General features: G+C 30.5%; 24 protein-coding genes. 4 read left to right on the forward strand and 20 right to left on the reverse strand.

Features of this window, described 5'->3' with window-relative positions; genetic code table 11:
* Window positions 1-52 precede the first annotated feature (52 nt).
* The 4 genes from ACI48P_RS17425 to hflX form a co-directional block, all read right to left on the reverse strand.
* Window positions 53-697, reverse strand: coding sequence for a YigZ family protein (locus tag ACI48P_RS17425; protein ID WP_475218096.1), 645 nt, complete (start codon window positions 695-697; stop codon window positions 53-55).
* A 215-nt stretch (window positions 698-912) separates the two neighbouring features.
* Window positions 913-1,359 carry an NUDIX hydrolase gene (locus ACI48P_RS17430; RefSeq protein WP_475218098.1) on the reverse strand — a complete coding sequence of 149 codons (447 nt, stop codon included), beginning with the start codon at window positions 1,357-1,359 and terminating at the stop codon, window positions 913-915.
* 122 nt (window positions 1,360-1,481) lie between these two features.
* Window positions 1,482-2,144: a HEAT repeat domain-containing protein gene (locus ACI48P_RS17435; protein ID WP_475218100.1), complete on the reverse strand. Its 663-nt coding sequence runs from the start codon at window positions 2,142-2,144 to the stop codon at window positions 1,482-1,484.
* Window positions 2,145-2,152: 8 nt separating this feature from the next.
* Window positions 2,153-3,445 (reverse strand): GTPase HflX, encoded by a 1,293-nt coding sequence (hflX, locus tag ACI48P_RS17440; protein WP_475218102.1) that lies wholly within the window; start codon window positions 3,443-3,445, stop codon window positions 2,153-2,155.
* A gap of 107 nt (window positions 3,446-3,552) precedes the next feature.
* Here hflX and ACI48P_RS17445 point away from each other — a divergent pair, with 107 nt between their 5' ends.
* On the forward strand, window positions 3,553-3,810 hold the full coding sequence (locus tag ACI48P_RS17445; RefSeq protein WP_475218103.1) for a cysteine-rich small domain-containing protein: 258 nt from the start codon (window positions 3,553-3,555) through the stop codon (window positions 3,808-3,810).
* Between the two features lie 343 nt (window positions 3,811-4,153).
* Here ACI48P_RS17445 and ACI48P_RS17450 read toward each other — a convergent pair whose 3' ends face one another.
* The 4 genes from ACI48P_RS17450 to ACI48P_RS17465 all read right to left on the reverse strand — a co-directional run bounded on the left by ACI48P_RS17450 (window position 4,154) and on the right by ACI48P_RS17465 (window position 8,493).
* Window positions 4,154-4,786 carry a TIGR01906 family membrane protein gene (locus ACI48P_RS17450; RefSeq protein ID WP_475218104.1) on the reverse strand — a complete coding sequence of 211 codons (633 nt, stop codon included), beginning with the start codon at window positions 4,784-4,786 and terminating at the stop codon, window positions 4,154-4,156.
* 343 nt (window positions 4,787-5,129) lie between these two features.
* Window positions 5,130-6,680 carry an ABC-F family ATP-binding cassette domain-containing protein gene (locus tag ACI48P_RS17455; RefSeq protein ID WP_475218105.1) on the reverse strand — a complete coding sequence of 517 codons (1,551 nt, stop codon included), beginning with the start codon at window positions 6,678-6,680 and terminating at the stop codon, window positions 5,130-5,132.
* A 295-nt stretch (window positions 6,681-6,975) separates the two neighbouring features.
* Window positions 6,976-7,683 (reverse strand): zinc dependent phospholipase C family protein, encoded by a 708-nt coding sequence (locus ACI48P_RS17460; RefSeq protein ID WP_475218106.1) that lies wholly within the window; start codon window positions 7,681-7,683, stop codon window positions 6,976-6,978.
* Between the two features lie 15 nt (window positions 7,684-7,698).
* Window positions 7,699-8,493 carry an N-acetylmuramoyl-L-alanine amidase family protein gene (locus ACI48P_RS17465; protein WP_475218108.1) on the reverse strand — a complete coding sequence of 265 codons (795 nt, stop codon included), beginning with the start codon at window positions 8,491-8,493 and terminating at the stop codon, window positions 7,699-7,701.
* Between the two features lie 307 nt (window positions 8,494-8,800).
* Between ACI48P_RS17465 and ACI48P_RS17470 the strand changes: the two genes are divergently transcribed.
* Window positions 8,801-9,157, forward strand: a complete 357-nt coding sequence (locus ACI48P_RS17470; RefSeq protein WP_475218109.1) for a hypothetical protein — start codon at window positions 8,801-8,803, stop codon at window positions 9,155-9,157.
* Between the two features lie 208 nt (window positions 9,158-9,365).
* The gene (locus ACI48P_RS17475; protein ID WP_475218111.1) at window positions 9,366-10,367 is read left to right on the forward strand and encodes a SpoIVB peptidase S55 domain-containing protein; all 1,002 of its coding nucleotides are present in this window, start codon (window positions 9,366-9,368) and stop codon (window positions 10,365-10,367) included.
* A 127-nt stretch (window positions 10,368-10,494) separates the two neighbouring features.
* Here ACI48P_RS17475 and yunB read toward each other — a convergent pair whose 3' ends face one another.
* A complete protein-coding gene (gene yunB / locus ACI48P_RS17480; protein WP_475218113.1) occupies window positions 10,495-11,172 on the reverse strand; it encodes a sporulation protein YunB in 678 nt (225 codons plus the stop codon).
* A 210-nt stretch (window positions 11,173-11,382) separates the two neighbouring features.
* Here yunB and ACI48P_RS17485 point away from each other — a divergent pair, with 210 nt between their 5' ends.
* A complete protein-coding gene (locus tag ACI48P_RS17485) occupies window positions 11,383-13,974 on the forward strand; it encodes a transglycosylase domain-containing protein (RefSeq protein WP_475218115.1) in 2,592 nt (863 codons plus the stop codon).
* Between the two features lie 131 nt (window positions 13,975-14,105).
* On the opposite strand, the gene ACI48P_RS17490 is transcribed toward ACI48P_RS17485, so the two are convergent.
* From ACI48P_RS17490 to ACI48P_RS17540, 11 genes are all read right to left on the reverse strand, one after another.
* A complete protein-coding gene (locus ACI48P_RS17490; protein ID WP_475218117.1) occupies window positions 14,106-14,468 on the reverse strand; it encodes a SpoVA/SpoVAEb family sporulation membrane protein in 363 nt (120 codons plus the stop codon).
* A gap of 11 nt (window positions 14,469-14,479) precedes the next feature.
* Complete coding sequence (gene spoVAD / locus ACI48P_RS17495; protein WP_475218119.1) at window positions 14,480-15,493, reverse strand: stage V sporulation protein AD; 1,014 nt, start codon at window positions 15,491-15,493, stop codon at window positions 14,480-14,482.
* 12 nt (window positions 15,494-15,505) lie between these two features.
* Window positions 15,506-15,946: a stage V sporulation protein AC gene (gene spoVAC / locus ACI48P_RS17500; protein ID WP_475218120.1), complete on the reverse strand. Its 441-nt coding sequence runs from the start codon at window positions 15,944-15,946 to the stop codon at window positions 15,506-15,508.
* Window positions 15,947-15,959: 13 nt separating this feature from the next.
* Window positions 15,960-16,367, reverse strand: a complete 408-nt coding sequence (locus tag ACI48P_RS17505) for a stage V sporulation protein AB (protein WP_475218122.1) — start codon at window positions 16,365-16,367, stop codon at window positions 15,960-15,962.
* Window position 16,368: 1 nt separating this feature from the next.
* Window positions 16,369-16,965, reverse strand: coding sequence for a stage V sporulation protein AA (locus ACI48P_RS17510; protein WP_475218124.1), 597 nt, complete (start codon window positions 16,963-16,965; stop codon window positions 16,369-16,371).
* A 114-nt stretch (window positions 16,966-17,079) separates the two neighbouring features.
* Window positions 17,080-17,844, reverse strand: coding sequence for an RNA polymerase sporulation sigma factor SigF (gene sigF, locus ACI48P_RS17515; RefSeq protein ID WP_475218126.1), 765 nt, complete (start codon window positions 17,842-17,844; stop codon window positions 17,080-17,082).
* 25 nt (window positions 17,845-17,869) lie between these two features.
* Window positions 17,870-18,298 carry an anti-sigma F factor gene (gene spoIIAB / locus ACI48P_RS17520; protein ID WP_475218128.1) on the reverse strand — a complete coding sequence of 143 codons (429 nt, stop codon included), beginning with the start codon at window positions 18,296-18,298 and terminating at the stop codon, window positions 17,870-17,872.
* 13 nt (window positions 18,299-18,311) lie between these two features.
* The gene (spoIIAA, locus tag ACI48P_RS17525) at window positions 18,312-18,647 is read right to left on the reverse strand and encodes an anti-sigma F factor antagonist (protein ID WP_475218130.1); all 336 of its coding nucleotides are present in this window, start codon (window positions 18,645-18,647) and stop codon (window positions 18,312-18,314) included.
* A gap of 83 nt (window positions 18,648-18,730) precedes the next feature.
* The gene (locus ACI48P_RS17530; RefSeq protein ID WP_475218132.1) at window positions 18,731-20,728 is read right to left on the reverse strand and encodes a molybdopterin-dependent oxidoreductase; all 1,998 of its coding nucleotides are present in this window, start codon (window positions 20,726-20,728) and stop codon (window positions 18,731-18,733) included.
* Between the two features lie 129 nt (window positions 20,729-20,857).
* The gene (megL, locus tag ACI48P_RS17535; RefSeq protein ID WP_475218134.1) at window positions 20,858-22,051 is read right to left on the reverse strand and encodes a methionine gamma-lyase; all 1,194 of its coding nucleotides are present in this window, start codon (window positions 22,049-22,051) and stop codon (window positions 20,858-20,860) included.
* A 336-nt stretch (window positions 22,052-22,387) separates the two neighbouring features.
* Entirely contained in the window at window positions 22,388-24,016 is a 1,629-nt protein-coding gene (locus ACI48P_RS17540; protein ID WP_475218136.1) for a DEAD/DEAH box helicase, read from the reverse strand.
* Window positions 24,017-24,037 lie beyond the last annotated feature (21 nt).

The raw sequence follows: 24,037 nt of genomic DNA on the forward strand, positions 1-24,037 counted from the left end.
ATTAACCTTAAATATAAAAAAACTGACTCCAATATTGGTGTCAGTTCTTTTATTATAGAATAATTTGACCATCTTTCTCAGATAGATAAAACTCCTCACCTAAAACTATCTCTGCAGTAGCACTAGTTGCATCAATTATCTTATCAGTTATAGTTTTTACTTCATCTAATCTAGAATATACTATTATCTCAACATTATCCTCATATATTGTATCTTTTATAAAATACCCCATGTTCATTATTTCATTTTGCACTCGGCCTAATTGAGTATAGTCTATCTTTATTTTTACTTCTTGATACATTACCTTCTCTATGACTTTCGCCGCATCTATACCTATTTTAGCCCCTTTAGTATAAGCTCTAACAAGTCCTCCTGCTCCAAGCTTTATACCTCCAAAGTATCTAGTAACCACAACTACTACATCTCTTAAATCTTCTTTTTTTATAACTTCTAATGTTGGTATTCCTGCTGTACCTTGAGGTTCACCATCATCACTATATCTTTGTATATTCATTGATTTACCAACTGTGTATGCCCATACATTATGAGTCGCATCTTTGTGTTTCTTCTTTATTTCATTAATAAATTCAACTGCTTCTTCCTCTGTTTTTATTGGTTTTGCATATCCTATAAATGTTGATTTCTCTATAATAATTTCATCATCACCATATTCATGTAATGTTTTATACGCTCCCATGTAATTCCTCCCAAGTATTTGTCTTTATGACTTTATTATATCCAATAATATTTTTTAGTACAATCTATAGTGCTATGAAATTATAACTTACTCAAAAACAGTTTATTGATATTAATTAGGTTCAGAGTTTATACACCTGGTTTGAAGCATTATAATCTCCTTAAACGTAAAAAAGAAAGGGTGTTTTCCCTTTCTTTGTTTTTATCTAATTTATTTTATTTATAATTTACAGCTATATTTGTAAAATCTGAACCTTTTTTTAGTTCTTTATATTTCTTATAGGATATATCAACTAGGGATTTTTCTTTACTGTGTGTTAACATTTCTAGAGCATCAATTACTCTATAAAACCCACCTTCACTAAATTCATCTTTGAGTATGTAATCTGTGTTATCAGTCTCCATAATATACCACATTATTGCATTGCAAACTTCTTGTTGTCTACTTCTTGAGAAAAATTCATACATAGTGTCGCCAGCTATTTCTAATACTTTAGCTTCTACTCCACTTTCTTCCTTCACTCTTCTAACTGCACTTTCATGTTGAAGTTCATCGTCATGTAACTTCCCTTTCGGTAAAGTCCATTCACCTCTGTCATTTTTTAATAAAAGTACTTTGTTAGCGTAAAATACTACTCCACCTGCACAGCGTCTTACTATCATCTTAAACCCCTCCTATTAACTTACTTTTTTTATGTTAACTTCTGGAGATACCTAATAGGTAAATAATCACTTCATTAACTATTTAAGTTAATTAATTCTATGTTAAGTTTTTACAGTTTATGTTAATTATTTGAATTTTCTAATGTATCAATTGCTTCACTGTAAGCCCTTAATACGTACTCTTTTTCAAACTGTTTATTTCTAAGCTGTCTTAACATTTTTAAGCTATTTTTATTTCCTATTTTTGCAAGAGCCTTGGCGCAATATTGCCTTGTTTGTGGGTTTGAATCATAAAGTCCTCTTTGTAGATATTCTCTACTAGTAGGCGATTCAATTTTTCGAAGTGCTGAATAAGTTATTCTTCTTACATCTGAGTGTCTATGAGTAGTAAGGGGATGTAATAAAACTAAAAATCTATCATCCTTAAGCTCTCCTGTAGCCCAGATTAATGTCATTAAATCATCAGCATTTCTTTCAGTTAGTATTCTTTTATAAAGTTTTCTCTTAAAATCAACCATCCTTTCTCCTGATAAACTAGACATAAATTCTGTCCTTTCAGACTTGTTTTGCTCTAAGAATTTATCTATTACATCCTTTGATAGCTCTACCTTGTCCTTTAGCATAGATCTAATTTCTAGTTTAGCCTTAATTAGTTGGTCATTGACTTCTGAAGTTGATATATTTCTTATTTTACTGATTTGAGATACTGTTCTAGATTCTTTATATAGAAGATATGTAATAAAATGATCTTCCAATTCTTCTATATTATCCCAACTTATATTCATATTATTACCTACTTCTCTAATATATAGTCTTTATATATATTATAGTCTTCTTCATCTAAATTTACATTAACTGTTATTCCATTTTCTACATATTCAAAATTTTCTACGTTATATTTATCTTTAACTTTACTAAATATGTCTCCTCTTTCATATGGTAAAAGTAAACATACTGGATAAGTATTTTCCATTAAAGCTTCTTCTATAACATTCAGCAGTTTATCCATATTTATACCTTGCTTAGCAGATATATAAATTGTATCTTCTTGATTTCTTGGATAAATGTCTAACTCTAGTCTGTCTATTTTATTGTAAACAAGTATGGTCTTTTTATCATCTGCACCTAATTCTTTAAGAACACTTTCCGTAGTATTTTTTTGTAATTCAAAGCTATCATTTGTAGCATCAATTACGTGTAATATTAAATCTGCATATTGAACTTCTTCTAAAGTAGCCTTAAATGCTTCTACTAAGTCATGAGGAAGTTTACTAACAAACCCAACTGTATCAACTACTAAAAATTCTTTTTTACTTGGTAAAAGAGCTTTTCTTAAAGTTACATCTAGCGTTGCAAATAGCATATCTTTAGCAAAAACTTCTTTTTCTTGCTCATAATCTTTATGCGTCTTTATTAATTCGTTAAGTAAAGTAGATTTTCCTGCATTTGTATATCCCACAAGAGCTACTATTGGTATATTAGATTTTAAACGTTGAACTCTTTGAGTTTCTCTGTTTTTCTTAACTTCTCTTAATTCACGTCTTATATCTGCAGCTTTATTAAGTATATGTCTTTTATCTACTTCAAGCTTTTGTTCCCCTGGTCCTCTAGTACCTATACCTGCACCAGTTCTACTCATTTCTCCACCCATTCCATATAGTCTAGGTAGCCTATACTTTAACTGAGCAAGCTCAACTTGTAATTTACCTTCTTTACTAAGAGCTCTTTGTGCGAATATATCAAGAATTAAAGTTGTTCTATCTATTATCTTGATTCCAACTAATTCTTCTATGTTTCTTATGTGAGCTCCTGATAATTCATCATTGAAAATTACCATTGTTGCACCTAATGATTCACAGTATGCCTTTATTTCCTCTACTTTACCTTTTCCTATGTAATATGCTGCATCTCTTGATTGTCTATTTTGAGTTAAACTACCAACAACCTCTGCACCTGCAGCTTTTGCTAATTCTTTTAATTCTTCCATTGAATCATTTATGTCTATATCATCAATTCTTCTTGCTGTAGAAGTTATATTAAGTCCTACAAGCAATGCTTTTTCTTTTACTTCTAAATTATCTTGCATTCTAACACCTCATTTTAAATACTTTTTGGCTTTTTTATATTATACCACTATTGCTAATTTTTAGTATAATTATATTACATATTAAAATCTTTTAGGAGGTAACTATAATGAGTGAAAATTACAAGTTTTTTAATCATAAGGATTGTGAATACTTTCCTTGTCACAAAACTAATAAACCTGAGGAATTCAACTGCTTATTTTGCTACTGTCCCCTATATGCTTTAGGCGATGACTGTGGTGGAAATTTTAAATACAACGAAAACAATTTTAAAGACTGTTCTGGTTGTTTGCTACCTCATAATAAAAAGAACTATGATTATATTATGAGTAGATATCCAGATATTATGAAGATAGCTAAAAAATAAGACTACATATTTTTTAAGAGTTTTTTGGATATACTCGCTCCGGGGAGAAAGTGCTGTTACACTCCATGCATGCAAAGAGCACGCCTGCAAATGTCGTTGCCACATCACTTTCTCCCCTACGCTTAGTTTTATCCTTAAAACTCTTATTTTATGTAGTCATTTGGAGGTCGGAAGTAAAAACCTTAAGACCTCTATTAGTTTTTAGTTATACTTATTATCTATTATTTATAATTATTTACTTTTATACTAACCTAAGTATTTAATTTTAAATCACTATTTACTCAATCTTTATTTAATTTCTATATTCTATAAACTTATATACTTTCAATACTTATATCATGTCTTAAGCATTTTTCTTTTTCAATAATTTATATGTACCGTAGCTTATTATACTTGCTAATAGTATTAATACTAATATCATTAAACCTGCGTGGAAGAAAAATTCTTCTGGTAGCATTTTTATTACTGGGTCTTTATTTGGGTCAAATATCCAGTAGTCGTTATCAAATAATAATTTGTGGAATATTACAAAGCTTTTATTAAAATCTATAATCACAGGTAGTGATAGTACCAGTGGTATAGTGATTATTAGCTTTGAAGTAGTTTTTAAAAATTCGAAATGCTTTTTCTTTATGTTTATAACTAATCCTATTATTGAAACAATCATACACAATATAAAGAACTTATCAACATTTCTAAATATCTCTCTAACCTCCTCAAAATGTATCTTACCTTCTGGTGATGATTTTATAGTCGGCATATTAAACTCTGATGGTTCGTTACTAAAATTATAGTCTATTACATAATCATAATTTAACTTAATTTCTTCCTCTGGTAAATCAATCATACTTGGTATATCCAGATACCCAATATCAAAATAATAAAGTTCCTTAAAACCAATAGTAAATCTCACAACACCAAGTATTATAAATAAACTAAATATAACGGAAAATATCATATTCCAATACTTCTTCACAATAACACCCCAATTCTAAATATGTAATACAAATTTTATATTTATTATAAAACACCTTTAACCTTATGTACATCAATTATAGAGCTCTAAATAATCTAATACTCTTTTACTACATAATTTAATATTTCTTTGATTATGTTCTTTACTATACATCCTTATATTCTTAATTCTTTATGCTCTTTTGTTTTTCTATCCTTCTCTTACCAATTTAACAACTAAAGTTTAATAGTATAAAGGCGAAGGGGGGAGGTGAAAATCACGTTGCAGATCCCATTCGCAAGCCGCTCTTTGGCTTGCATGGGTCAAAACGTGATTTCACCTCCCCCCGGAGCCACCAGTACTACTAAACAATCTTAGTAGTGAAATCCTCTATATTCCATACGTCATCTACTATGTCCATATAGAATTCAGGCTCATGGCATACTAAAAGAACTGTTCCTTTAAATTCTCTTATAGCCTTCTTTAATTCATCCTTAGCATCCACATCTAAATGGTTTGTAGGTTCATCAAGTACTAATAAGTTTATGTCTTTTAACATTATCTTACATAATCTTACCTTAGCAGCTTCTCCCCCACTTAAAACTCTCATCTGACTTGTTATATGTTCATTAGAAAGTCCACACTTAGCTAAGTTTTGTCTTACTTCAAAGTTTGAAAGTCCTGGGAATTCAGCCCATACTTCTTCCATAGGAGTATTGTAGTTTTCTCTTGAACTTTCTTGTTCAAAGTATCCTACTTCTAAATAATCTCCTAATTCAACTTCTCCGCCAAAAGGCTTAACTATTCCAAGTAAAGTCTTAAGTAATGTAGACTTACCAACACCGTTCATACCTTTTAATGCAACTTTTTTATTTCTTTCTAATTGGAAGTTTAATGGCTTAGTTAAAGCTTCATCATATCCTAATATTAAATCTTTTGTTTCAAATATTATTCTACTTGCCGCTCTAGCTTCCCTAAATCCAAAAGTAGGTTTTATCTTTTCCTTTGGTCTTTCTAAGATTTCCATTTTATCTAATTGCTTTTGTCTACTGTTTGCCATACCACGAGTAGCAACTCTAGCTTTATTTCTAGCAACAAAGTCTTCTAATTTCTTTCTTTCTTCTACTTGTCTTTCGTAAGCACTTTCTTCTTGACGCTTCTTGATGTCATTTAGTCTTTCAAACTCATCATAGTTTCCTTTATATCTGTTTAACTCACCATTCTCTAAATGATAAATTACGTTACATGTATCATTTATAAATGGTATATCGTGTGATACTAATATAAAGCTATTTTCATATTCTTGTAAGTATCTTGTTAACCAAATTATATGCTCTTCATCAAGGTAGTTAGTAGGCTCGTCTAATATTAATATTGTAGGATTTTCAAGTAATAATTTAGTTAGAAGTACTTTAGTTCTTTGACCTCCACTTAAGTCCGTTACATCTCTATCTAATCCTATTTCTCCAAGACCTAAACCATTTGCAACCTCTTGTATTTTTGCATCTATCATGTAGAAACCACTGTTTTCTAATATAGATTGTATGTCTGCTGTTTCTTCAAGAAGCTTAGCCATCTCATCATCATTAGCTTCTCCCATTTTATCGTACATAGCTATCATTTCTTGCTCTAAGTCAAACATAGGCTTAAAAGCATCTCTTAATATGTCTCTTATAGAGTTCCCTTTAGAAAGTACTGTATGTTGATCTAAGTATCCAACAGTTGCTCTAGAAGACCACTTTATGTTACCAGCGTCTGGCATAAGCTTTTTTGTTATTATATTTAAAAAACTAGATTTTCCTTCACCATTTGCACCAACTAATGCTATATGTTCACCTTTTTTAAGTCTAAATGAAACATTTTCTAATATAACTCTAGCTCCAAATCCGTGACTTACATTTTCTACTACTAGCATTTTTTCACCTCTTTATATATTAAAATCATTTTTTTACATTCTATACTATAATATATTCTTTTTTGACTTAAATCAAGTGTAGTGATTACAAGTATGTAAGCATAAAAAATTCGCTTCGCTCATGTCGCCAACGTCTGCTCGGCAAGCTCACATCCCGTTGCTCAAAACCTTTTTTTACTTACATTTGTACATTGATATAACCTAGTTTCATGAGTTATACATAAGTTAATAGTTATTATAATTTCCTTATACGTAAAAAATGAGCAAGTTTTTCAACTATACTCATTCTTATCTTTTATGATAATAATAAATTTTCATAAAACATTATCATGCACCCTGCACTACTTTTTTGAGCTAATGTAATAGCTTTTACAGCAGTTAAATAAAACTTTGTTGTAGTATCATTTACATTTGAATACATGTAGTCTAAATTTAGAGCACTCATAGCGTTATGATCCACATATTCCTCTATACAATTAAATATAATTGGTGTGTCATGTGCTTTAAATCTTTTTATTTTTCTATAATTATCCTTAACATATACTTCAAACTGTCTATGATTATCTAACAGTTTGCCCTTAGCATGTTGAGGTATAGTTAAGTCTTGAACTATATGACATGCTGCTCCAAAGTAAAACATGGATCTATCATAATTTTTCATTGCATAATACTTTAAAGCTCTATTATAGTAGCTTTTAGCTACGGTCATTGCATTTTCATCATATCCAAACTTACCTCTTTGTTGTCTTGGATTATAAAAATGATGATAGCTTTTAAAATCTTGATCTGCCCATACTAGTCCCCTATTAATAGCAGGTAAATAAGATTTAAATAAGTTGTATTCTTTTATATATCCTTCATTTTTGAGTATTTCTAATGCATTCTCTTGTATAAAAAGATGTACTTCACAGTCCGTCTTTACTACACTTTTCTTTATAGGGTTTACCACTTTGAATGTACTAGATAATGCTGCTGCATAACAATTTTCTAATGTCTTTTTCATTTAAATCACCTATAATTATTTTGTCTTAAAATACTCCTCCACTCCGTCAGCTATGCTTTGCATTAGCTTTCTTTGATAGTCTGGGTTAGACATCATTAGATCTTCATTGTAGTTACTCATAAATCCCATCTCTACTAATATTACAGGTACCTTAGACCAGTTAAATCCTGTTAAGTCTCCCCTTTGGAAAATACCATTTACATTTATGCCTGATCCCTTCATGCTCTTTTCCACTATAGTTGCACATTTATTACTCTCTTCAAATATTGATGCTGTATATTTTCCACCTTCTTGTGGTACTAATATTGATGCTCCTGTTTTTCCTGAGTTGTCTATACTGTCAGCATGTATTCTAATTACCATATCTGCTTTATTTTCATTTGCAAATATAGCTCTCTCACTATTACTTATATTTACATCATTAGTTTCCCTTGTCATTATTACGTTATATCCCTTACCTTCTAATATATGTTTTAAAACTATAGATGTCTCTAAATTTAGAATATATTCTGGTTTTTTTGTAGCAACACCTGCTGTACCTGATGATACTCTGGCTTTTTGACTTGATGAACCAGGCGCTACAGGTTCCAATTTTCCATCTCCCTTTTCTTGATGACCAGGGTCTATACATATTAAGTACTTTTGTTCACTATCAGACTTAGAGTCTGAGTCCTTTTCATCATCATTTTGATTAAATCCTTTTATTATTAAGTTTGTACTCTTATAAAAATTTGTAAATGGACTTGACGTTCCTATAAGTATAATTCCTATTGCAATAATCGCTGTAACAAATAGCCTATAATTTTTCATATGTTTACTCCTTTCATATGTATATTGATTGTTGACATATTTCTATCGTTTTTATTCTATTTAATCTATGATGTTTAGTATATTATTTCCTATGTTAATAATTTTTATTTAGTAGCTTACCTTTTTTATTTTTCAAAAACTTAAGTTTGTCATAGAGTTACAACTTATTAAATAAACTAGTATTAAAACAATAAAAGGAGGAATCTAAATGAATAGTAATTATTATCAATTTTGAATAGCTTCATTTATTAATAGAATCTAATTTTATTACATATATTATATTCGTTAAATTGTGGTGAAAATTAATATGATAAGAAATAATACTTCTAATAAGAAACCTATACTATGTGCCTTTGGTTATGTAGACTATATAATTTTAGCTTCTACTATAGCAGTCGCTTTAGCTGAGGAACTAGGTGCAGATGATCTTAATATTTTAGCAACTTTATTTGCAGTATTATCTGATGAGCTAGCCTTGATAAGTGCTGTAGAGGAGACTTGTAACAACAATGATGATGACAGCAATAATAATGATGAATCAGTTTTTGTTCCGCCAGTTCCTGCTGTATCAAGAACAAGCAAAAAGCCTAAAACTGTCACTTGCCAAAATAAAGTAAAAAAACGTAAAAAAAAGGTTGTACGTAAAAAAATAAAAAAGAAATAAAACACTTAATTAGAAATTAATTGGGTGTTTTTATTTTTGATTTATATGAACTTACTGCAATCTAGACAAGTCTAAAATATTAGTTAGTTATTTTTGAAAACTACGGTTTTATTGAGTCTCTTTTCCAAGCATCAAAAATCAATTACTGTGCATTCTAATATTAAAGCACCGATTTAAACAATAAAGACAGTCAGAAAGAAGGTGTTTTATGTTTTCAAAAAAATCAAATAAAAATAACATTATTTATTTTAAGTTTAAAATCATTACACTTTCACTTTTACTATTTGTAGTATATTTTTTCACAAATAGCCTAATTTATGCACAAACTGAAAAAGCTTTTGCTAACGACTATTTGATACCCTCAGGAAAAATTCTACAGATAGATGCAGAGTTGCGCAATTTAATCGTTAGAAATATTTGTGATAACTCACCATTTATAGTTGGCGATTATATTGAAAAAGTTAATGACGTTAATATTAATAGCTATAGTGATTTTTCTAAGCTTTTACTCAGCTTACCATACGAACAAAAAATACCTGTAGTTATTAATAGAGGCGATCGTAACTTAACAATATCTACAACTAGAGATATTTTAGAAAAAATTAGCTTTAATAACTTAATTTCAGGCTTTGCAACTTTAACCTATGTGAATCCTGAAACTATGGAATTTGGTGCTGTAGCTCATCCTATCAATATAGGTGGGTCAAAAAAAGTTCCTATAAAAAGTGGCTCTATATCTTCAACAACTTCATTAAATATTGAAAAATCTTATAGAGGAAATGTTGGTTCTATAAGCGCGACTAAGAAGGATCTAATAGGAGAGTTTAATTTAAACACTAGTTATGGTATCAAAGGTAAAATATCAAATTATAATGTAAAAAACTTAAAAAAATACAAAGTTGCTTCATTAGATGAAGTTAAACTTGGCAAAGCTCAAATAATATTGCAATCAGATAATGATGAATGTAGGAAATATGATATTGAAATAATATCAATAGACAACCAAAAAAGTCCAAGTGCTAAAACCTTTAAAATTAGAATTCTAGATAAAGATTTAATGTTAAAAACAGGTGGTATCGTTCAAGGTATGAGTGGTACTCCAATAGTTCAAGATGATAAAATTATAGGTGCCATATCACATGCAGTAGAAAATGATCCATCTTTAGGTTATGGTGTATTTATAAAATGGATGCTTGAAAATGACAAGTAGTATGTAATTTTTTAACTTTAAAATATATCTAACTTAATTGAACTATTTTAATAAAGTCTATTAATTTTAAAAGAGATATGAGAATTTTTAATTCTCATATCTCTTACTTATTATTTATATAATATTATTATTTTGGTATGATATTAGGAACTAATTCCGTAGGTATATTCACATAACTTTCTGGAACATCCCCAACAATTATAGTTTCACATATTGGTATTTTAGTATCAACTTCTTTTGTTGAAGTTATTAAAGGAAGCACTACTTTCACTTTAGTATTTGCTTTTAGATATATTGTATGTCTAGTTTGATTTATTCCCGAAGATTCAAATTCTGTTTTAAAATCTACAGATACAGTACCTATTGGCTCTATAGAGATTTTTAACTTAGGTCCATATTTAGCTAGTATCGGACTACCTAAAGCAGTTCCTATAGGTATATAAGAACTTGTTGATTTTACTTTTTTTAGTTCATCTTGTATTTCAAGAGCTATTTTAGATGCTATCTCATTCATCATTATAGTATTAGCTTGTATATAACTAATATTACCATTAGAATCTAATTTTACTGTCATTAAATCCTCATAGTTTATTTTCCCATCTACCATTTGTGCAACAGATTTATTTATAGATCTATTGGCAAGCTCTAATGCTTTTGTTTCTGCTAATACTGTTATAGTTGGTCTCAGGCTTGTATCTATGTATAAAAAACTACCTATCAATACGGATAATATAAATATTGAAGTAAATATGATTACATTTTTTCTAAAGCTATCTTTTCTTTTTTGTGACCTTGCTCTATACAAAAACATCACCCCCCTATTATTTTATGTCATGATTTAAAAGTCTTTACTTATTTTTATGATATTAAATAAGTATTTACATTTTCATACTCACATATTTTTAGTGATATATGTAAAAAATACATATTAGAGCAATGTATTGATTTTTGCTATATTTTACAAAAACATTAATAGATGTGATATAATATAGCATTAGGTAAGGAGGTTAAACTTATGAGCAAAGATAATAATCAAGATAACAATAAAATAAGAAGAAAAACTGTCAGCTCCTCTACTAATAACAGTAGCTCTAACAAAAGTAGTTCTACTAACACTAAAAAGAAATCAAGGTCTAGTAAGAAAAAAGATAAATTTAAATTTCTAAGGGTTACTGGAATAATCTTTTTAGTATTATTAGTAGTTGGTGCCGCAACAGGTACTGGTCTAGTATTTGCATCTATTAGAGATGTACAACCAGTTACAAAGGCTATGCTTGATGAAAAGACTTACCAAACGACAAAAATTAAATACTCTAATGGTAGCCTTTTATCAAATGCCCCAAGTATAAACAAAAAAGAACCTGTTCCTATCGATGAAATTTCAAGAGATTTACAAAATGCAGTTATCGCCATAGAAGATGAACGTTTCTATGAGCATGGCGGTGTTGATATTAAAGGGTTAATAAGATCTGTAGTAAAAACATTAACAGGTGATAAGCAAGGTGGTAGTACAATACCTATGCAGGTATCTAAAATGTTGTTAACTACTTCAGAGCAAACTTTACCTCGTAAAATTAAAGATATATACTATGCTTACGAAATGAGTAAAACTCTTTCTAAAGACGAGATATTAGAAGTTTATTTAAATAACTTCTTCGTAGGTAGAGGTCTTGCAGGAGCTGAAGCCGGTGCAAGAGGATACTTTGACAAAAAAGCCAACGATTTAGAACTTCACGAAGCTGCTTTACTTGCAGGTTCGACTAAAAACCCATCTAGATACTCAGCATATATTACTGCTAAGCTTGATGGAACTGAAAGTAAAGAACAATTAGATCATATATTATTATTCTATACTAATACAAGTGATGATAACTTTGATGATCCTACTGAAGCAGATTTTGAAATTGTTGAAAAATTAAGAAGTTGGAAATTAATACCTAATGACGATATTTACAAGCAATTAATGTCTGGTTCAATGGTAGTTAGAAAAGCTATAAACAATCCAAAGGCTAAAGAAAGACAAGAAATTGTTTTAGGAAAAATGCTAGAACTTGGATACATAACTCAAGAACAACATGATCAAGCTGTTGCAGCTGAAATAAAAATAAGATTACCAGAAAAATCTGATACAGTACAATCTTCTGTTGAAGACTTAATAGAATATGAAGTAATAGATGCTTTAATAGAAAATGGTAATACTGAAGATGAAGCTTACAATCTATTCTACAACGGAGGATTAGATATAGTAACTACTATAGATCCTTCAATGCAAGATATATTAGAAAAAGAATATGCAAATAATAATAACTTCCCTGGTAATATTATAGGACCAGATGGTATAAGTCAGCCACAATCTTCAATGGTTGTACTAGATTACAGAAATGGTCACATAAAAGCTTTAGTAGGTGGTAGAAATATTACAGGACGAAAAACTCTAAATAGAGCTACTACTCCTCAACAACCAGGTTCTACTATAAAGCCACTATCCGTTTATACTCCAGCTATAGATACATTAAGTATTACTCAAGCTGATGCTGTAAGCGATACGAGAGGTCCTTACAAGTTTAAGGATAACAACAGGTGGAACCCATCCACTACTACTGCAGGTTCAGGTATAATGAGTTTACGTAAATCACTTGCTTACTCTTCAAATACAATAGCTGTTAAAACAGCAGAAATGCTTGGAGATACTTATGAGGATTGCGTTGATATAATGCTTGATTACTTAAAGAACTTCGGTATAACTAGTTTAAAAGATACAAAAGCGGTAGATGCTGCTGCTAGTGATAGAAGTTTCTCTGCATTAACTCTTGGAGGTATGGCAAGAGGAGTTTCTCCACTTGAAATGGCTGCGGCTTATGGTACTTTAGCAAATGCTGGGGTTTATGTTGAGCCTATCATATTTACAACAATATCAACTTATGATGGTCAGTTAATTTTAAATAATACTCCTGATGAGCATATAGTTGTAGCTCCTGAAGTTGCATATGTTATTACAGATATGCTAAGCGCTGTTATTACTGAAGGTATAGGTGGTTCAGCTTCTATATCTAGTGGTATGCCAGTTGCAGGTAAGACAGGTACTACTAATAATTCTTTAGATGCTTGGTTCGTTGGATATACACCATACTATGTTGGTGCAACTTATATCGGTGATGATGCTGGTAGAAAAGATGCTAACGGCAATACAATAGCTCGTAGATCTGTCCAAGGCGGAAGTGCCACTACTGCTAGATTATGGTCTAAGGTTATGACAAAGATACATGCAAACTTAACAGTTACTAAATTTAAAGTGCCTGATAATGTGTACTTTACAAAAATAAATCCAAATGATGGTGGTAAATCATCTTCTGGCTCAAATGCAGCATTTATTAATGGAACGGCTCCAAATAGAATTAGTGCTCCTGTAGAGGAAGAAAAACCAGAAGTTGAAGAAAAGCCGGAGACTGAGACTCCTGAAACTGAAACTCCTGAGCCTCCAGTAACTCCAGAAACTCCAACACCTACTCCACCGCCAGTAACTCCGGAAATTCCGCCTACAACGCCTGAAATTCCACCAGTTACAACACCAGAAACACCTGGGGAAGGTTCAACACCCCCTCAGTAGTAAAAAAGCTTTCTAAATAATTTAGAAATATAGCTTTTTAAAACAAAATACAAACTATTAAAGAGGATATCAAAGTCATTTGATATCCTCTTTCTGATTATAATAATTTATTCTGTTCCATACGTTATATTTTATGGCTTTGCTTTCGGTGTAAATATTACAGCCATCATGTATCCAAAAAATATAGCTGCTGCAATACCACCTGCTGTAGCTATTGTACCACCAGTAAATACACCTATCAGTCCATCACTTGCGATAGCCGTTTTAACTCCATTTGCTAGTGAATATCCAAATCCTATTAATGGTACTGTTGCTCCTGCACCACCAAACTTTACTATAGGCTCATATACACCTAAAAAGGTTAGTACTACACCTGCAGTTACATATGTAACCATAACATATGGGGTTTGCATCTTAAAATAGTCCATTAGTATTTGGGCTATTAAACATATGATTCCACCAACTATAAAAACTTTTATATAATCCATAAGCATATTAATTCCTCCTACTCACATTCAATTACTACTGCATGTGCAACACATGGTATGGTCTGCTTTTGTAGCGTACTAGTCGGAGATAATAATGCACCTGTTGATACTAGCATTACCTTTTTAAACTCTTTTTTCATTAACTTATCGTAAATATATGATGCAAATACTGAGGCTGAACATCCACAACCACTTCCACCACAATGCACATCTTGTTCTTTTAAGTTAAATATCTCAATACCACAATCAGTGTATACCTTTGATATATCTATACCTTTTTGTTTTAATAAATCTTCTGTTATTTGTTTTCCTAAGCTTCCTAGATCTCCAGTTGCAATAATATCAAAACTATTAGGGTCATCTTTTGTATCTGTAAAATATGAATATATCGTGTCTATAGCAGCTGGTGCCATTGCTGCACCCATATTATTTCCATCTTCTATACCCTTGTCTATTACTTTACCTACAGTTAAATATTTTATTTTAGGGCCTTTGCCATTTGGCTTAATTAAAACACTTCCAGCTCCAGTTACTGTCCACTGGGCTGTCATAGGCTTTTGATTACCTAACTCTAATGGAAATCTAAATTGTCTTTCTGCAGTACAATAGTGACTAGATGTTCCTGCTAGTACTAAATCTGCAAATCCACCATCTACTATCATTGCTCCTAAACATAAACCTTCTGACATAGTAGAGCATGCTCCATATATTCCAAAGAAAGGAACTCCTAACTCTCTTGCCGCAAAAGATGCTGGTAAAATTTGATTTATTAAATCTCCACCAAGCATATAGTTTACATCTTCTAATGTTTTTCCTGCCTTCTTAACTGTCTTTTCCATAACAGTCTGTACCATCTTACTTTCTGCTAATTCCCAACTTTTCTCTCCAAATAAATCATCTTCTAATACAATATCAAAATAATCCTTCAGTGGACCTTCTCCTTCTTTAGATCCAACAATTGATGCAGTTGCAATAATTGTTGGATTATTTTCTAATCTAACTGTTCTTTGTCCTATTCTTTTACTTTTCATATTCCCACATCCTTATTTAACAAGTGTAAAAATATAGTAAACAAATCCACATAAAATAGAAGATCCAATACCATAAACTAATACTGGTCCAGCTATTTTAAACAAATTTGCACTAACACCTAATACATATCCTTCTCTTTTGAACTCCATAGCTGGTGAAACTATAGAGTTTGCAAAACCAGTTATAGGTATAATAGAACCTGCTCCAGCTCTTTTACCTATTAAATCATAAATTCCAAGCCCTGTAAGAAATGCACCTAAAAATATTAATGTTATAGAAGTTGCTGTACCTGCTGCTAACTTGTCCAAACTTGCAAAATTAGTATAAATATCATTTATAGCCTGACCTATACAGCATATAATTCCTCCTACAATAAATGCACTAATATTATTCTTTAAATATGTTGGCTTTGGACTTATCTGTTCTACATACTTCTTATAATCTTTATCCATATATAAATACCTCCTAAATTATTTTCCATCCAACAAACGAACCAATAACTTTTCCAATTAACAATGACCATATTACATATTTAACATATTTTACTGGTATTTTAAGATTTCTTGATACTACCGGAATATAGTCTAATACTTCTGTAATTCCAGAGCTTAAAAAACCCACAAAAATTCCATATGCTAAACCACATACAATAATCCCCATACGACCAATACTAATATTTATATTATGAAGAGATATAATACTGCCAATAAGAGTTCCCATTACTAATAAACTCTCATAAAAATTAATATAGTTTTTTGTATTACTTACTTGAGATAATCTAGGAATTATTCCAACTAATATTAATATAGCTACTACTCCAGAACCTACCATAATACCTGATGAAAATCCAAATAACATTACAAATAGCTTCATTCTATTTACCTTTATTTCTTATTTGATTTTCTATTTCTTTGTTTAAGGAACACATTCTTAAATCAAGAGGGCTAGGTTCATCTTTTGCATATGTTGGTATAAACTTATTAAAAAAAATAGCTACTCCTAATCCTATTCCAATAGAATATGGTATCTGAAAATATGGCAAATATTTAACTGGATCTTTAGCTATTGCAGTAACCATCTTTAATTGTGATTTATCCATATTTACATCTGCATGAAAATTCATTATCCCCATAATCGAGCCCATAAGTACAACAATACTTACCAGAAATACCCTTAAGTATTTGCTTCTATCTTTTTTTCCATAGTCAAAGTATATTACTATATCATCCTTTTTTAAGAAGTTAATGTGAGTTGAAGAATCTAACTTCTTTATAGCTTCTATGACTTCTCCCAAGTGTATAACATCATACTTGAATGAATTGTTATCATAACTTCTTAAAATAATGCTAGATATCTTTTCTTCATATCTTTCAGGATAAATACAATAAATATCTTTTAAATATATGTGTTGTTTTTTTGCATTGAAAGGCTCAATCTTCTTAGGTATCAAGTAAATTTCTTCCATATCCATATTTCCCTCTTTCTTATTATTTGTTTAATACAAAAAAATAAACCCTTAATTTAGGTTTTATCCCAAAAAATTTGCATTTTGAGATTATCTAAACTAAGAGTTTATTTTATATATTTAACTTATGTATGATTTTAATTTTGATAATACTTTCTTTTCTATCCTTGATACCTGAACCTGAGATATATTTAAAATATCACCTATCTCACTTTGAGTTTTATCTTCAAAGTATCTAAGCATAATAATTTGTCTTTCTCTTTTTTCTAGCTTCCCTAGAATTTCTTTTAAGAGTAAATTATCTATTACTTTTTCTTCTTCACTTTCCCCTTTTAGACTTATTTTATCTATAAGACATATTGGAGACCCTTCTTCTTCGTGAATTACACCATGTAAATATTCAACATTAAAATTAGATTCCATAGCCATTACTAAATCTTCTTTTTCTACTTCTAATATAGTAGCTAATTCCTCAATGCTTGGTTCTCTACCTAATTTTTTAGTTAATATTTCACTTTGCGTTTTTGCTTTAATGGCGATTTGTTTTAAAGATCTTGATACTTTTATCATACCATCATCTCTCAAGTATCTTTTTATTTCTCCTAATATCATTGGTACAGCATATGTAGAAAACTTTACATTAAAGCTAGGGTCAAACTTATATATTGATTTAATAAGCCCTATTGAACCCAACTGGAATAAATCATCTCTATCATATCCTATATTTAAAAACTTTGTAACGACACTTCTAACTAAGCCTAAATTATTAGCTATAAGTATTTCTTTGGCTTCTTCATCGCCATTTTGAACTCTATCAATTAAATCTAGAGTTTCTTCATGACTAAGTAACGCTTTTTTCTCTTCTTTACTTGCAGTTATCCCCATAATAAAACCTCTATTCCTTTGGACTTTATTTAGGCAAGTTTATTTTTTTTGTCATTACTACCTTAGTACCCTCATCCTTTATTGAACTTACCACTACATCATCCATAAAACTTTCCATCACAGTGAATCCCATTCCTGATCTTTCAAGTTCTGGCTTTGATGTGTAAAGCGGTTGCATAGCCATTGATATATCTTCTATTCCTTTTCCTCTGTCCTCTACTACGATTTTTATTGAATTATCTTCTATTTTGCATCTTAAATATACTAGTTGTGATTCATCTTCGTCATATGCATGTATGATAGCATTAGTGACAGCCTCAGATACAGCAGTTTTTATATCTCCTATTTCATCTAATGTTGGATCTAATTTTGCTGCAAATGACGCAACTATAACTCTCGCTAAACTTTCATTTTCAGATTTGGCAGAAAATTTTACTTCCAATATATTACTCATATTATATTCCCCCTTATAAAGAACTTATTGCTTCTTCATACGTATCGTAAATGCCAATTATTTTGTTCATACCAGATAATTCAAATATTTTTTTTACTCTTTCACTAGTATGTATAACTGATACTTTACCATTCTCATTAGATATCTTTTTATATCTACCAATGATCACTCCGATTCCTGAAGAATCCATAAAATTAATATTTTTGAAATCAAATATTATATTTTTAACTTGTTTGTTTAAAAGTACATCATCGATATCTTCTCTCACTTCACTGGCAATATGATGATCTAACTCTGTAGCTGTAAACTCTACAAATAAGTTTTTTTCATCTAAAGAATATTTTATCATTAGCGTTCCCCCTCGCAATCCTTAAAAGTAATAACTTCTAAACAATTCTATAATCTATAGCTTTTTCCTTCGATGAAATTTAACTAGTTTTGTTTAATTATGTCAACAAAGGTTTCATTGTATGTTACTTGTCCTCCTATGTCAGATAATCCACTGCTAGCTATAAAATTTGGATTGCCATGTTTTTTCCACCATCCTACGTACATCATTACTACATTATCACTTACACTATCATCAATATTAATTTGTACTTCTATACTTATATCATTATTTCTAAGACTTACAACCTCTTCATTACCTATACTTAAGTTTATTGCCATATTTTCATTAATATATGCCTGAGATATACCTTTTTTTTCCATAAAATGTTGACTAAATAGTGATTCACTGTGATGATTAGTTAAAAGTCTAAATTTTTTTTCCTTTTCTGAGCTTATATATACTGGAATAGGGCTTATATTATTTACCTTTGCTTTTTCAGAATATATTTCAATTTTACCTGATGATGTTGCAAACTTTTTATCTTCCCATGCTACTGGGTTATGTATTGTAAAATAGCTATCTTTAATCTTATCGATGTTTATACTTTCATCAAATGCTTTTAGTGGCTCAATTACCTTAGTTAAATACTCATGTTTTGATACCAAAGGATAATTATTTAATTCTAGTCTTTTGGCTACTTCCATAAAGAAATAGTACTCATCCATAAGCTTATTTTTTGGCTCTATTGCTTTTTCATTATAAATAATATAAGGATTCGTCATAGAACTATATACAATGTCTTCACTTTCTAAAGTGTTTGTTGCAGGTATAAATAAATCACATTTAGAAGCAGTGTCCGTCATAAACATATCAAAACACACCTTAAACTCTATTCCAGAAAACGCTACTTCTAATTCTGATAAGTTAGGCAATTGATTTAATAAGTTGCTTTTAACTATGACAGCCATCTTTATTGGAGATGAATCTTCTTTTTCTAAGCTAAAATCCTTAGGATTTTTTATGAATTTTGAAATATTACTTACATAAAAAAACCTATTTTGTGCATAATCTTTGCTATTATAGGGATCACTATCTAACACATCTGGATATACTCTATTTGCGTAGTTTATTCCTCCTCCACTAAATCCAATTTGACCTGTAATCGTTCCTATGGAATCTATTGCCCTTATTGTATTTCCACCATTATAGTATTTTTGCATTCCATAGCCTAAGTGTATTGTAGAATATTTATTGGTATATAAGTCCACAAGTTCTAAAATATCCTCCTCTGCTACTCCACATTCTTTTGATAAATAATCTAGACTTAGAGCATCTATATATTGTTTATATTCTTCAAACCCTATTACATATGACCTTATATAATCCTCATCATACAGCCTTTTATTAATTATTACCTTTGCCATAGCCATAGCTAGTGCACCATCACATCCAGGATTTACTCTTACATATTTATCTGCTATCTTTGCAGTAGATGTATATATCGGATCAATAACTACGACTTTAGTTCCATTAGCTTTTGCCTTTTTTATAGTTTGCATTGTGTGTATAGTTGTGTACGCTGGATTTTTTCCCCATACAAATATGGTCTTGCTATTTAACATATCTTCTAATGCATGTCCTCTTACATCTCCAAAGTCATACCTTTGAGCTGCAATACCTGCACTCCAACATGGACCACCACTTTGTTTGCTAGCTCCACCATAAAAATCAAAAAATATATCTCCTATACTTTTTAGTATAGATCCACTTCCATATTGTTCATAATACATAACTGATTTTGATGAATATTTACTCTTATACTCTTTAAGTTTCCCCGAAACTATATCTATAGCTTCTTCAAATGTTATCTCAATCCATTTACCATCAATTTTTAGCATAGGATTATAGATTCTTTCAGGATGGTTTAATCTATCTAGGTGAGCTCTACCTTTCTTACAAATAATTCCCTTTGTATATGGATGATTTTTATCTCCCTCTATTTTAATAACTTTATCATCTTGTATATGTACATTAAATTTACAAGCATCAAAACAATCTAAGGTGCATCCATGACTTAATATTTTAATCTCATTACTCAATTTTTCACATCCCATCTCAATAGCATTATAAAGTACTAAATATTATTATTTATTATGTTATAACAAAAACCTTATTAATACTATAAAAAAGAAGGTAATAATCAAACTATTACCTTCTCATCCTATATACTATAATCTATTTAATCCTTGCTCTAAATCTGCAATTATATCCTCTACATCTTCTAATCCAACAGATAGTCTTATAAGCCCATCTGATATTCCTGCCTCTTCTCTCTCTTCTTTAGTATATGGCGAATGAGTCATTGATGCTGGATGCTGAATTAATGTTTCGCAATCACCCAAGCTTACTGCAAGCTTACATAATTCTAAAGAGTTTAGAAGTTGTTTTCCTGCTTCTACACCTCCTACAACTTCAAATGCTATCATACCACCAGGAGATTTCATCTGTTTTTTTGCTAAGTCATATTGAGAAAAACTCTCTAAACCTGGATAATTTACTTTTATTATTTTGTTGTGATCTTCTAAGTATTTTGCAATTTTCATAGCATTTTCAGTATGTTTATCCATTCTCACTTGTAGAGTTTTCATGCCTCTTAGTATTAAATATGCTTCAAAAGCTCCTAATACTGATCCAGTCATATCCTTAACACCAAATAATCTCACTTGATCAATGTATTCTTTTTTGCCTACTACAAAACCTGCAATAACATCCCCATGTCCATTTAGATACTTAGTTGCTGAATGAATTACTACATCCGCTCCAAACTCCAATGGTCTTTGTAAATATGGTGTAGCGAAAGTGTTATCCACCATTACTAAACAATTTTCATTTTTATGAGCTATTTGACTTACAGCTTCTATATCTACTAGTGTTAAGTCTGGATTCGCTGGTGTTTCTAAATAAACAACTCTTGTATTTTCTCTCATAGCACCTCTAACCTCTTCTAAATTAGACGCGTCTACGAAAGTTACATCTACTCCAAATCTAGTTAATCCATGGTTTAGTAGAGCAAAAGTGCATCCATAAATTGTTTTAGCTGCAACAATATGATCTCCTGATTTTAATACAGTCCATAAAGCTGAGCTTACTGCCCCCATCCCAGATGATGTAGACATGCAAGCTTCTGCACCCTCTAATATTGCTACTTTGTCTTCAAGCTGTGTATTTGTAGGATTGCCTAACCTTGTATATATGTATCCTTCCTCTTCAAGGGCAAATCTCCTTCCCCCTTGCTCTGCACTATCAAATATAAATGTTGAGGTTTGATAAATTGGTGTTGTTAATGCCCCTGATACATGGTCTTTCTTATGTCCACCATGTATTGCTTTAGTTGCAAATTTAGCATTCTTTAAATTTTCCATAATAGATTCCCCCCTATAATTTTTTATGATTAATACTTTATTAATCAGCTTATTACATGTCCAAATTTTTAGCATAATATTACAAGCAGACTTATTTTATTTGTCGTCATGGTATATTTTATTTAAGCTATATTATTTATATGCTAATTAATAGATTTTTTTATATTATATATTCAGTATATATATGTATTTCTAATATTTTTTACAGGGGATTTGTAGCTACTTAACAGTTTTGTATATAAAAATCCTATCCTACTCTTGACAATTTTTTCATATATACATAAAAAAGGCTAAAGCATTATCTGCTTTAGCCTTTTAATCTATATTATTAAGTTATTATTTTTTTCTTCTATTAGCTTGTTCTATGTTTATCTTGTTTCCTTTTATTTTTATATCTTTCATCTTTTCTAATACCTTTTTAGCATTTTGCTTAGGTACTTCAACGAAAGTATATTTGTCATATATATCTATTGTCCCTACTAATTTACCTGGTATTCCAGCTTCTCCAGCTATAGCACCAACTATATCCTTAGCTTGAACTCTTTGGTTTCTACCAACGTTTATGAATAGTCTTACCATTCCTTCTTGAGCACCAGTAGAACCTCTACGTTCACCACGCTCACCACGTTCTCTACGCTCTCTTGGCTTCTCTTCTATTATTTCTTGCTTTAATTCTTCACCTAAAGCTAACTTTAATAGAGCAGCAGCTACATCAGCAGTTGAGTAATCTTCTTCTGCACAGAAAGCTTCTAACCATTGTACTTGCTTAGCTAACTTACCTTCTTCCATAGCTCCTTTAACTTCTTTGAAGAAAGCACTTACTTTCTTTTCTTCAACGTCAGCTATAGATGGTATTTCATGCTTAACTAATTTAGTCTTAGTGTATCTTTCTATATCCTTCATTTTTCTTACTTCTTTACCGAATACGAAACTGAAAGATATACCATTTCTACCAGCTCTACCTGTTCTACCGATTCTGTGTACATAGTACTCTTCATCTTGAGGTAAGTCATAGTTGAATACTGCTTCAACATCATCAACATCTATTCCTCTAGCTGCAACGTCTGTAGCAACTAATATATCTATTGTTCCGTTTCTGAACTTATCCATTACTATATCTCTTTGAGTTTGCTTTAAGTCCCCGTGTAAAGCATCTGCAAAGTATCCTCTTGCTTGTAATTCACTAACTAATTCATCAGAACCTCTCTTAGTATTACAGAATACAACTGATAATTTTGGGTTGTAAACGTCTACTAATCTACATAATACTTCTAACTTATTAGCAGATCTAGTTTCTATATAATATTGCTTTATGTTTGGAACTGTAAGTTCTTTTCTAACAACCTTTATATGCTCTGGATCATTTTGGTATTTTCTAGTTAAATCTAATATTCCTTTTGGCATAGTAGCTGAGAAGAAAGTAGTTTGTCTATCTTCTGGAGTTTTGCTTAATATCATTTCGATATCTTCTCTGAACCCCATGTCTAGCATTTCATCTGCTTCATCTAATATAACCATTTTTACGTTATCCATTTTTAATGTTTTACGATTTATATGGTCTATAACACGTCCTGGAGTACCTATTACTACTTGAACTCCACTCTTTAATGATTTTATTTGTCTATCTATTGGTTGACCACCGTATATAGGTAAAGTTTTTATTCCGGACATGTACTTTCCTATTTTTCTTATTTCACTTGAAACTTGTATCGCTAATTCTCTAGTAGGACAAAGTACTACTGCTTGTAAACTTCTATCCTCTGGATTAACCATTTCTAATATTGGTATACTAAATGCTGCAGTTTTTCCCGTACCTGTCTGCGCTTGCCCTATTACATCTTTCCCTGATAAAATAACAGGTATAGACTGCGATTGTATTGGAGATGGCTCCTCAAACCCCATATCTGCTATTGCTCTTTTTATATTATCGTTTATTGGTAAATCTTCAAACTTTATTATGTTCATATATTACTTCCTTTCCGTTAT

It is taken from the genome of Romboutsia sp. LXY-2 (assembly GCF_056171995.1).

Coding starts and splice junctions, on each gene's coding strand:
- ACI48P_RS17425 (WP_475218096.1), bottom strand. CDS start 697: ATGGGAGCGTATAAAACATTACATGAATATGGTGATGATGAAATTATT.
- ACI48P_RS17430 (WP_475218098.1), bottom strand. CDS start 1,359: ATGATAGTAAGACGCTGTGCAGGTGGAGTAGTATTTTACGCTAACAAA.
- ACI48P_RS17435 (WP_475218100.1), bottom strand. CDS start 2,144: ATGAATATAAGTTGGGATAATATAGAAGAATTGGAAGATCATTTTATT.
- hflX (WP_475218102.1), bottom strand. CDS start 3,445: ATGCAAGATAATTTAGAAGTAAAAGAAAAAGCATTGCTTGTAGGACTT.
- ACI48P_RS17445 (WP_475218103.1), top strand. CDS start 3,553: ATGAGTGAAAATTACAAGTTTTTTAATCATAAGGATTGTGAATACTTT.
- ACI48P_RS17455 (WP_475218105.1), bottom strand. CDS start 6,680: ATGCTAGTAGTAGAAAATGTAAGTCACGGATTTGGAGCTAGAGTTATA.
- ACI48P_RS17460 (WP_475218106.1), bottom strand. CDS start 7,683: ATGAAAAAGACATTAGAAAATTGTTATGCAGCAGCATTATCTAGTACA.
- ACI48P_RS17465 (WP_475218108.1), bottom strand. CDS start 8,493: ATGAAAAATTATAGGCTATTTGTTACAGCGATTATTGCAATAGGAATT.
- ACI48P_RS17470 (WP_475218109.1), top strand. CDS start 8,801: ATGATAAGAAATAATACTTCTAATAAGAAACCTATACTATGTGCCTTT.
- ACI48P_RS17475 (WP_475218111.1), top strand. CDS start 9,366: ATGTTTTCAAAAAAATCAAATAAAAATAACATTATTTATTTTAAGTTT.
- ACI48P_RS17485 (WP_475218115.1), top strand. CDS start 11,383: ATGAGCAAAGATAATAATCAAGATAACAATAAAATAAGAAGAAAAACT.
- ACI48P_RS17490 (WP_475218117.1), bottom strand. CDS start 14,468: ATGCTTATGGATTATATAAAAGTTTTTATAGTTGGTGGAATCATATGT.
- spoVAD (WP_475218119.1), bottom strand. CDS start 15,493: ATGAAAAGTAAAAGAATAGGACAAAGAACAGTTAGATTAGAAAATAAT.
- spoVAC (WP_475218120.1), bottom strand. CDS start 15,946: ATGGATAAAGATTATAAGAAGTATGTAGAACAGATAAGTCCAAAGCCA.
- ACI48P_RS17505 (WP_475218122.1), bottom strand. CDS start 16,367: ATGAAGCTATTTGTAATGTTATTTGGATTTTCATCAGGTATTATGGTA.
- ACI48P_RS17510 (WP_475218124.1), bottom strand. CDS start 16,965: ATGGATATGGAAGAAATTTACTTGATACCTAAGAAGATTGAGCCTTTC.
- sigF (WP_475218126.1), bottom strand. CDS start 17,844: ATGGGGATAACTGCAAGTAAAGAAGAGAAAAAAGCGTTACTTAGTCAT.
- spoIIAB (WP_475218128.1), bottom strand. CDS start 18,298: ATGAGTAATATATTGGAAGTAAAATTTTCTGCCAAATCTGAAAATGAA.
- spoIIAA (WP_475218130.1), bottom strand. CDS start 18,647: ATGATAAAATATTCTTTAGATGAAAAAAACTTATTTGTAGAGTTTACA.
- megL (WP_475218134.1), bottom strand. CDS start 22,051: ATGGAAAATTTAAAGAATGCTAAATTTGCAACTAAAGCAATACATGGT.
- ACI48P_RS17540 (WP_475218136.1), bottom strand. CDS start 24,016: ATGAACATAATAAAGTTTGAAGATTTACCAATAAACGATAATATAAAA.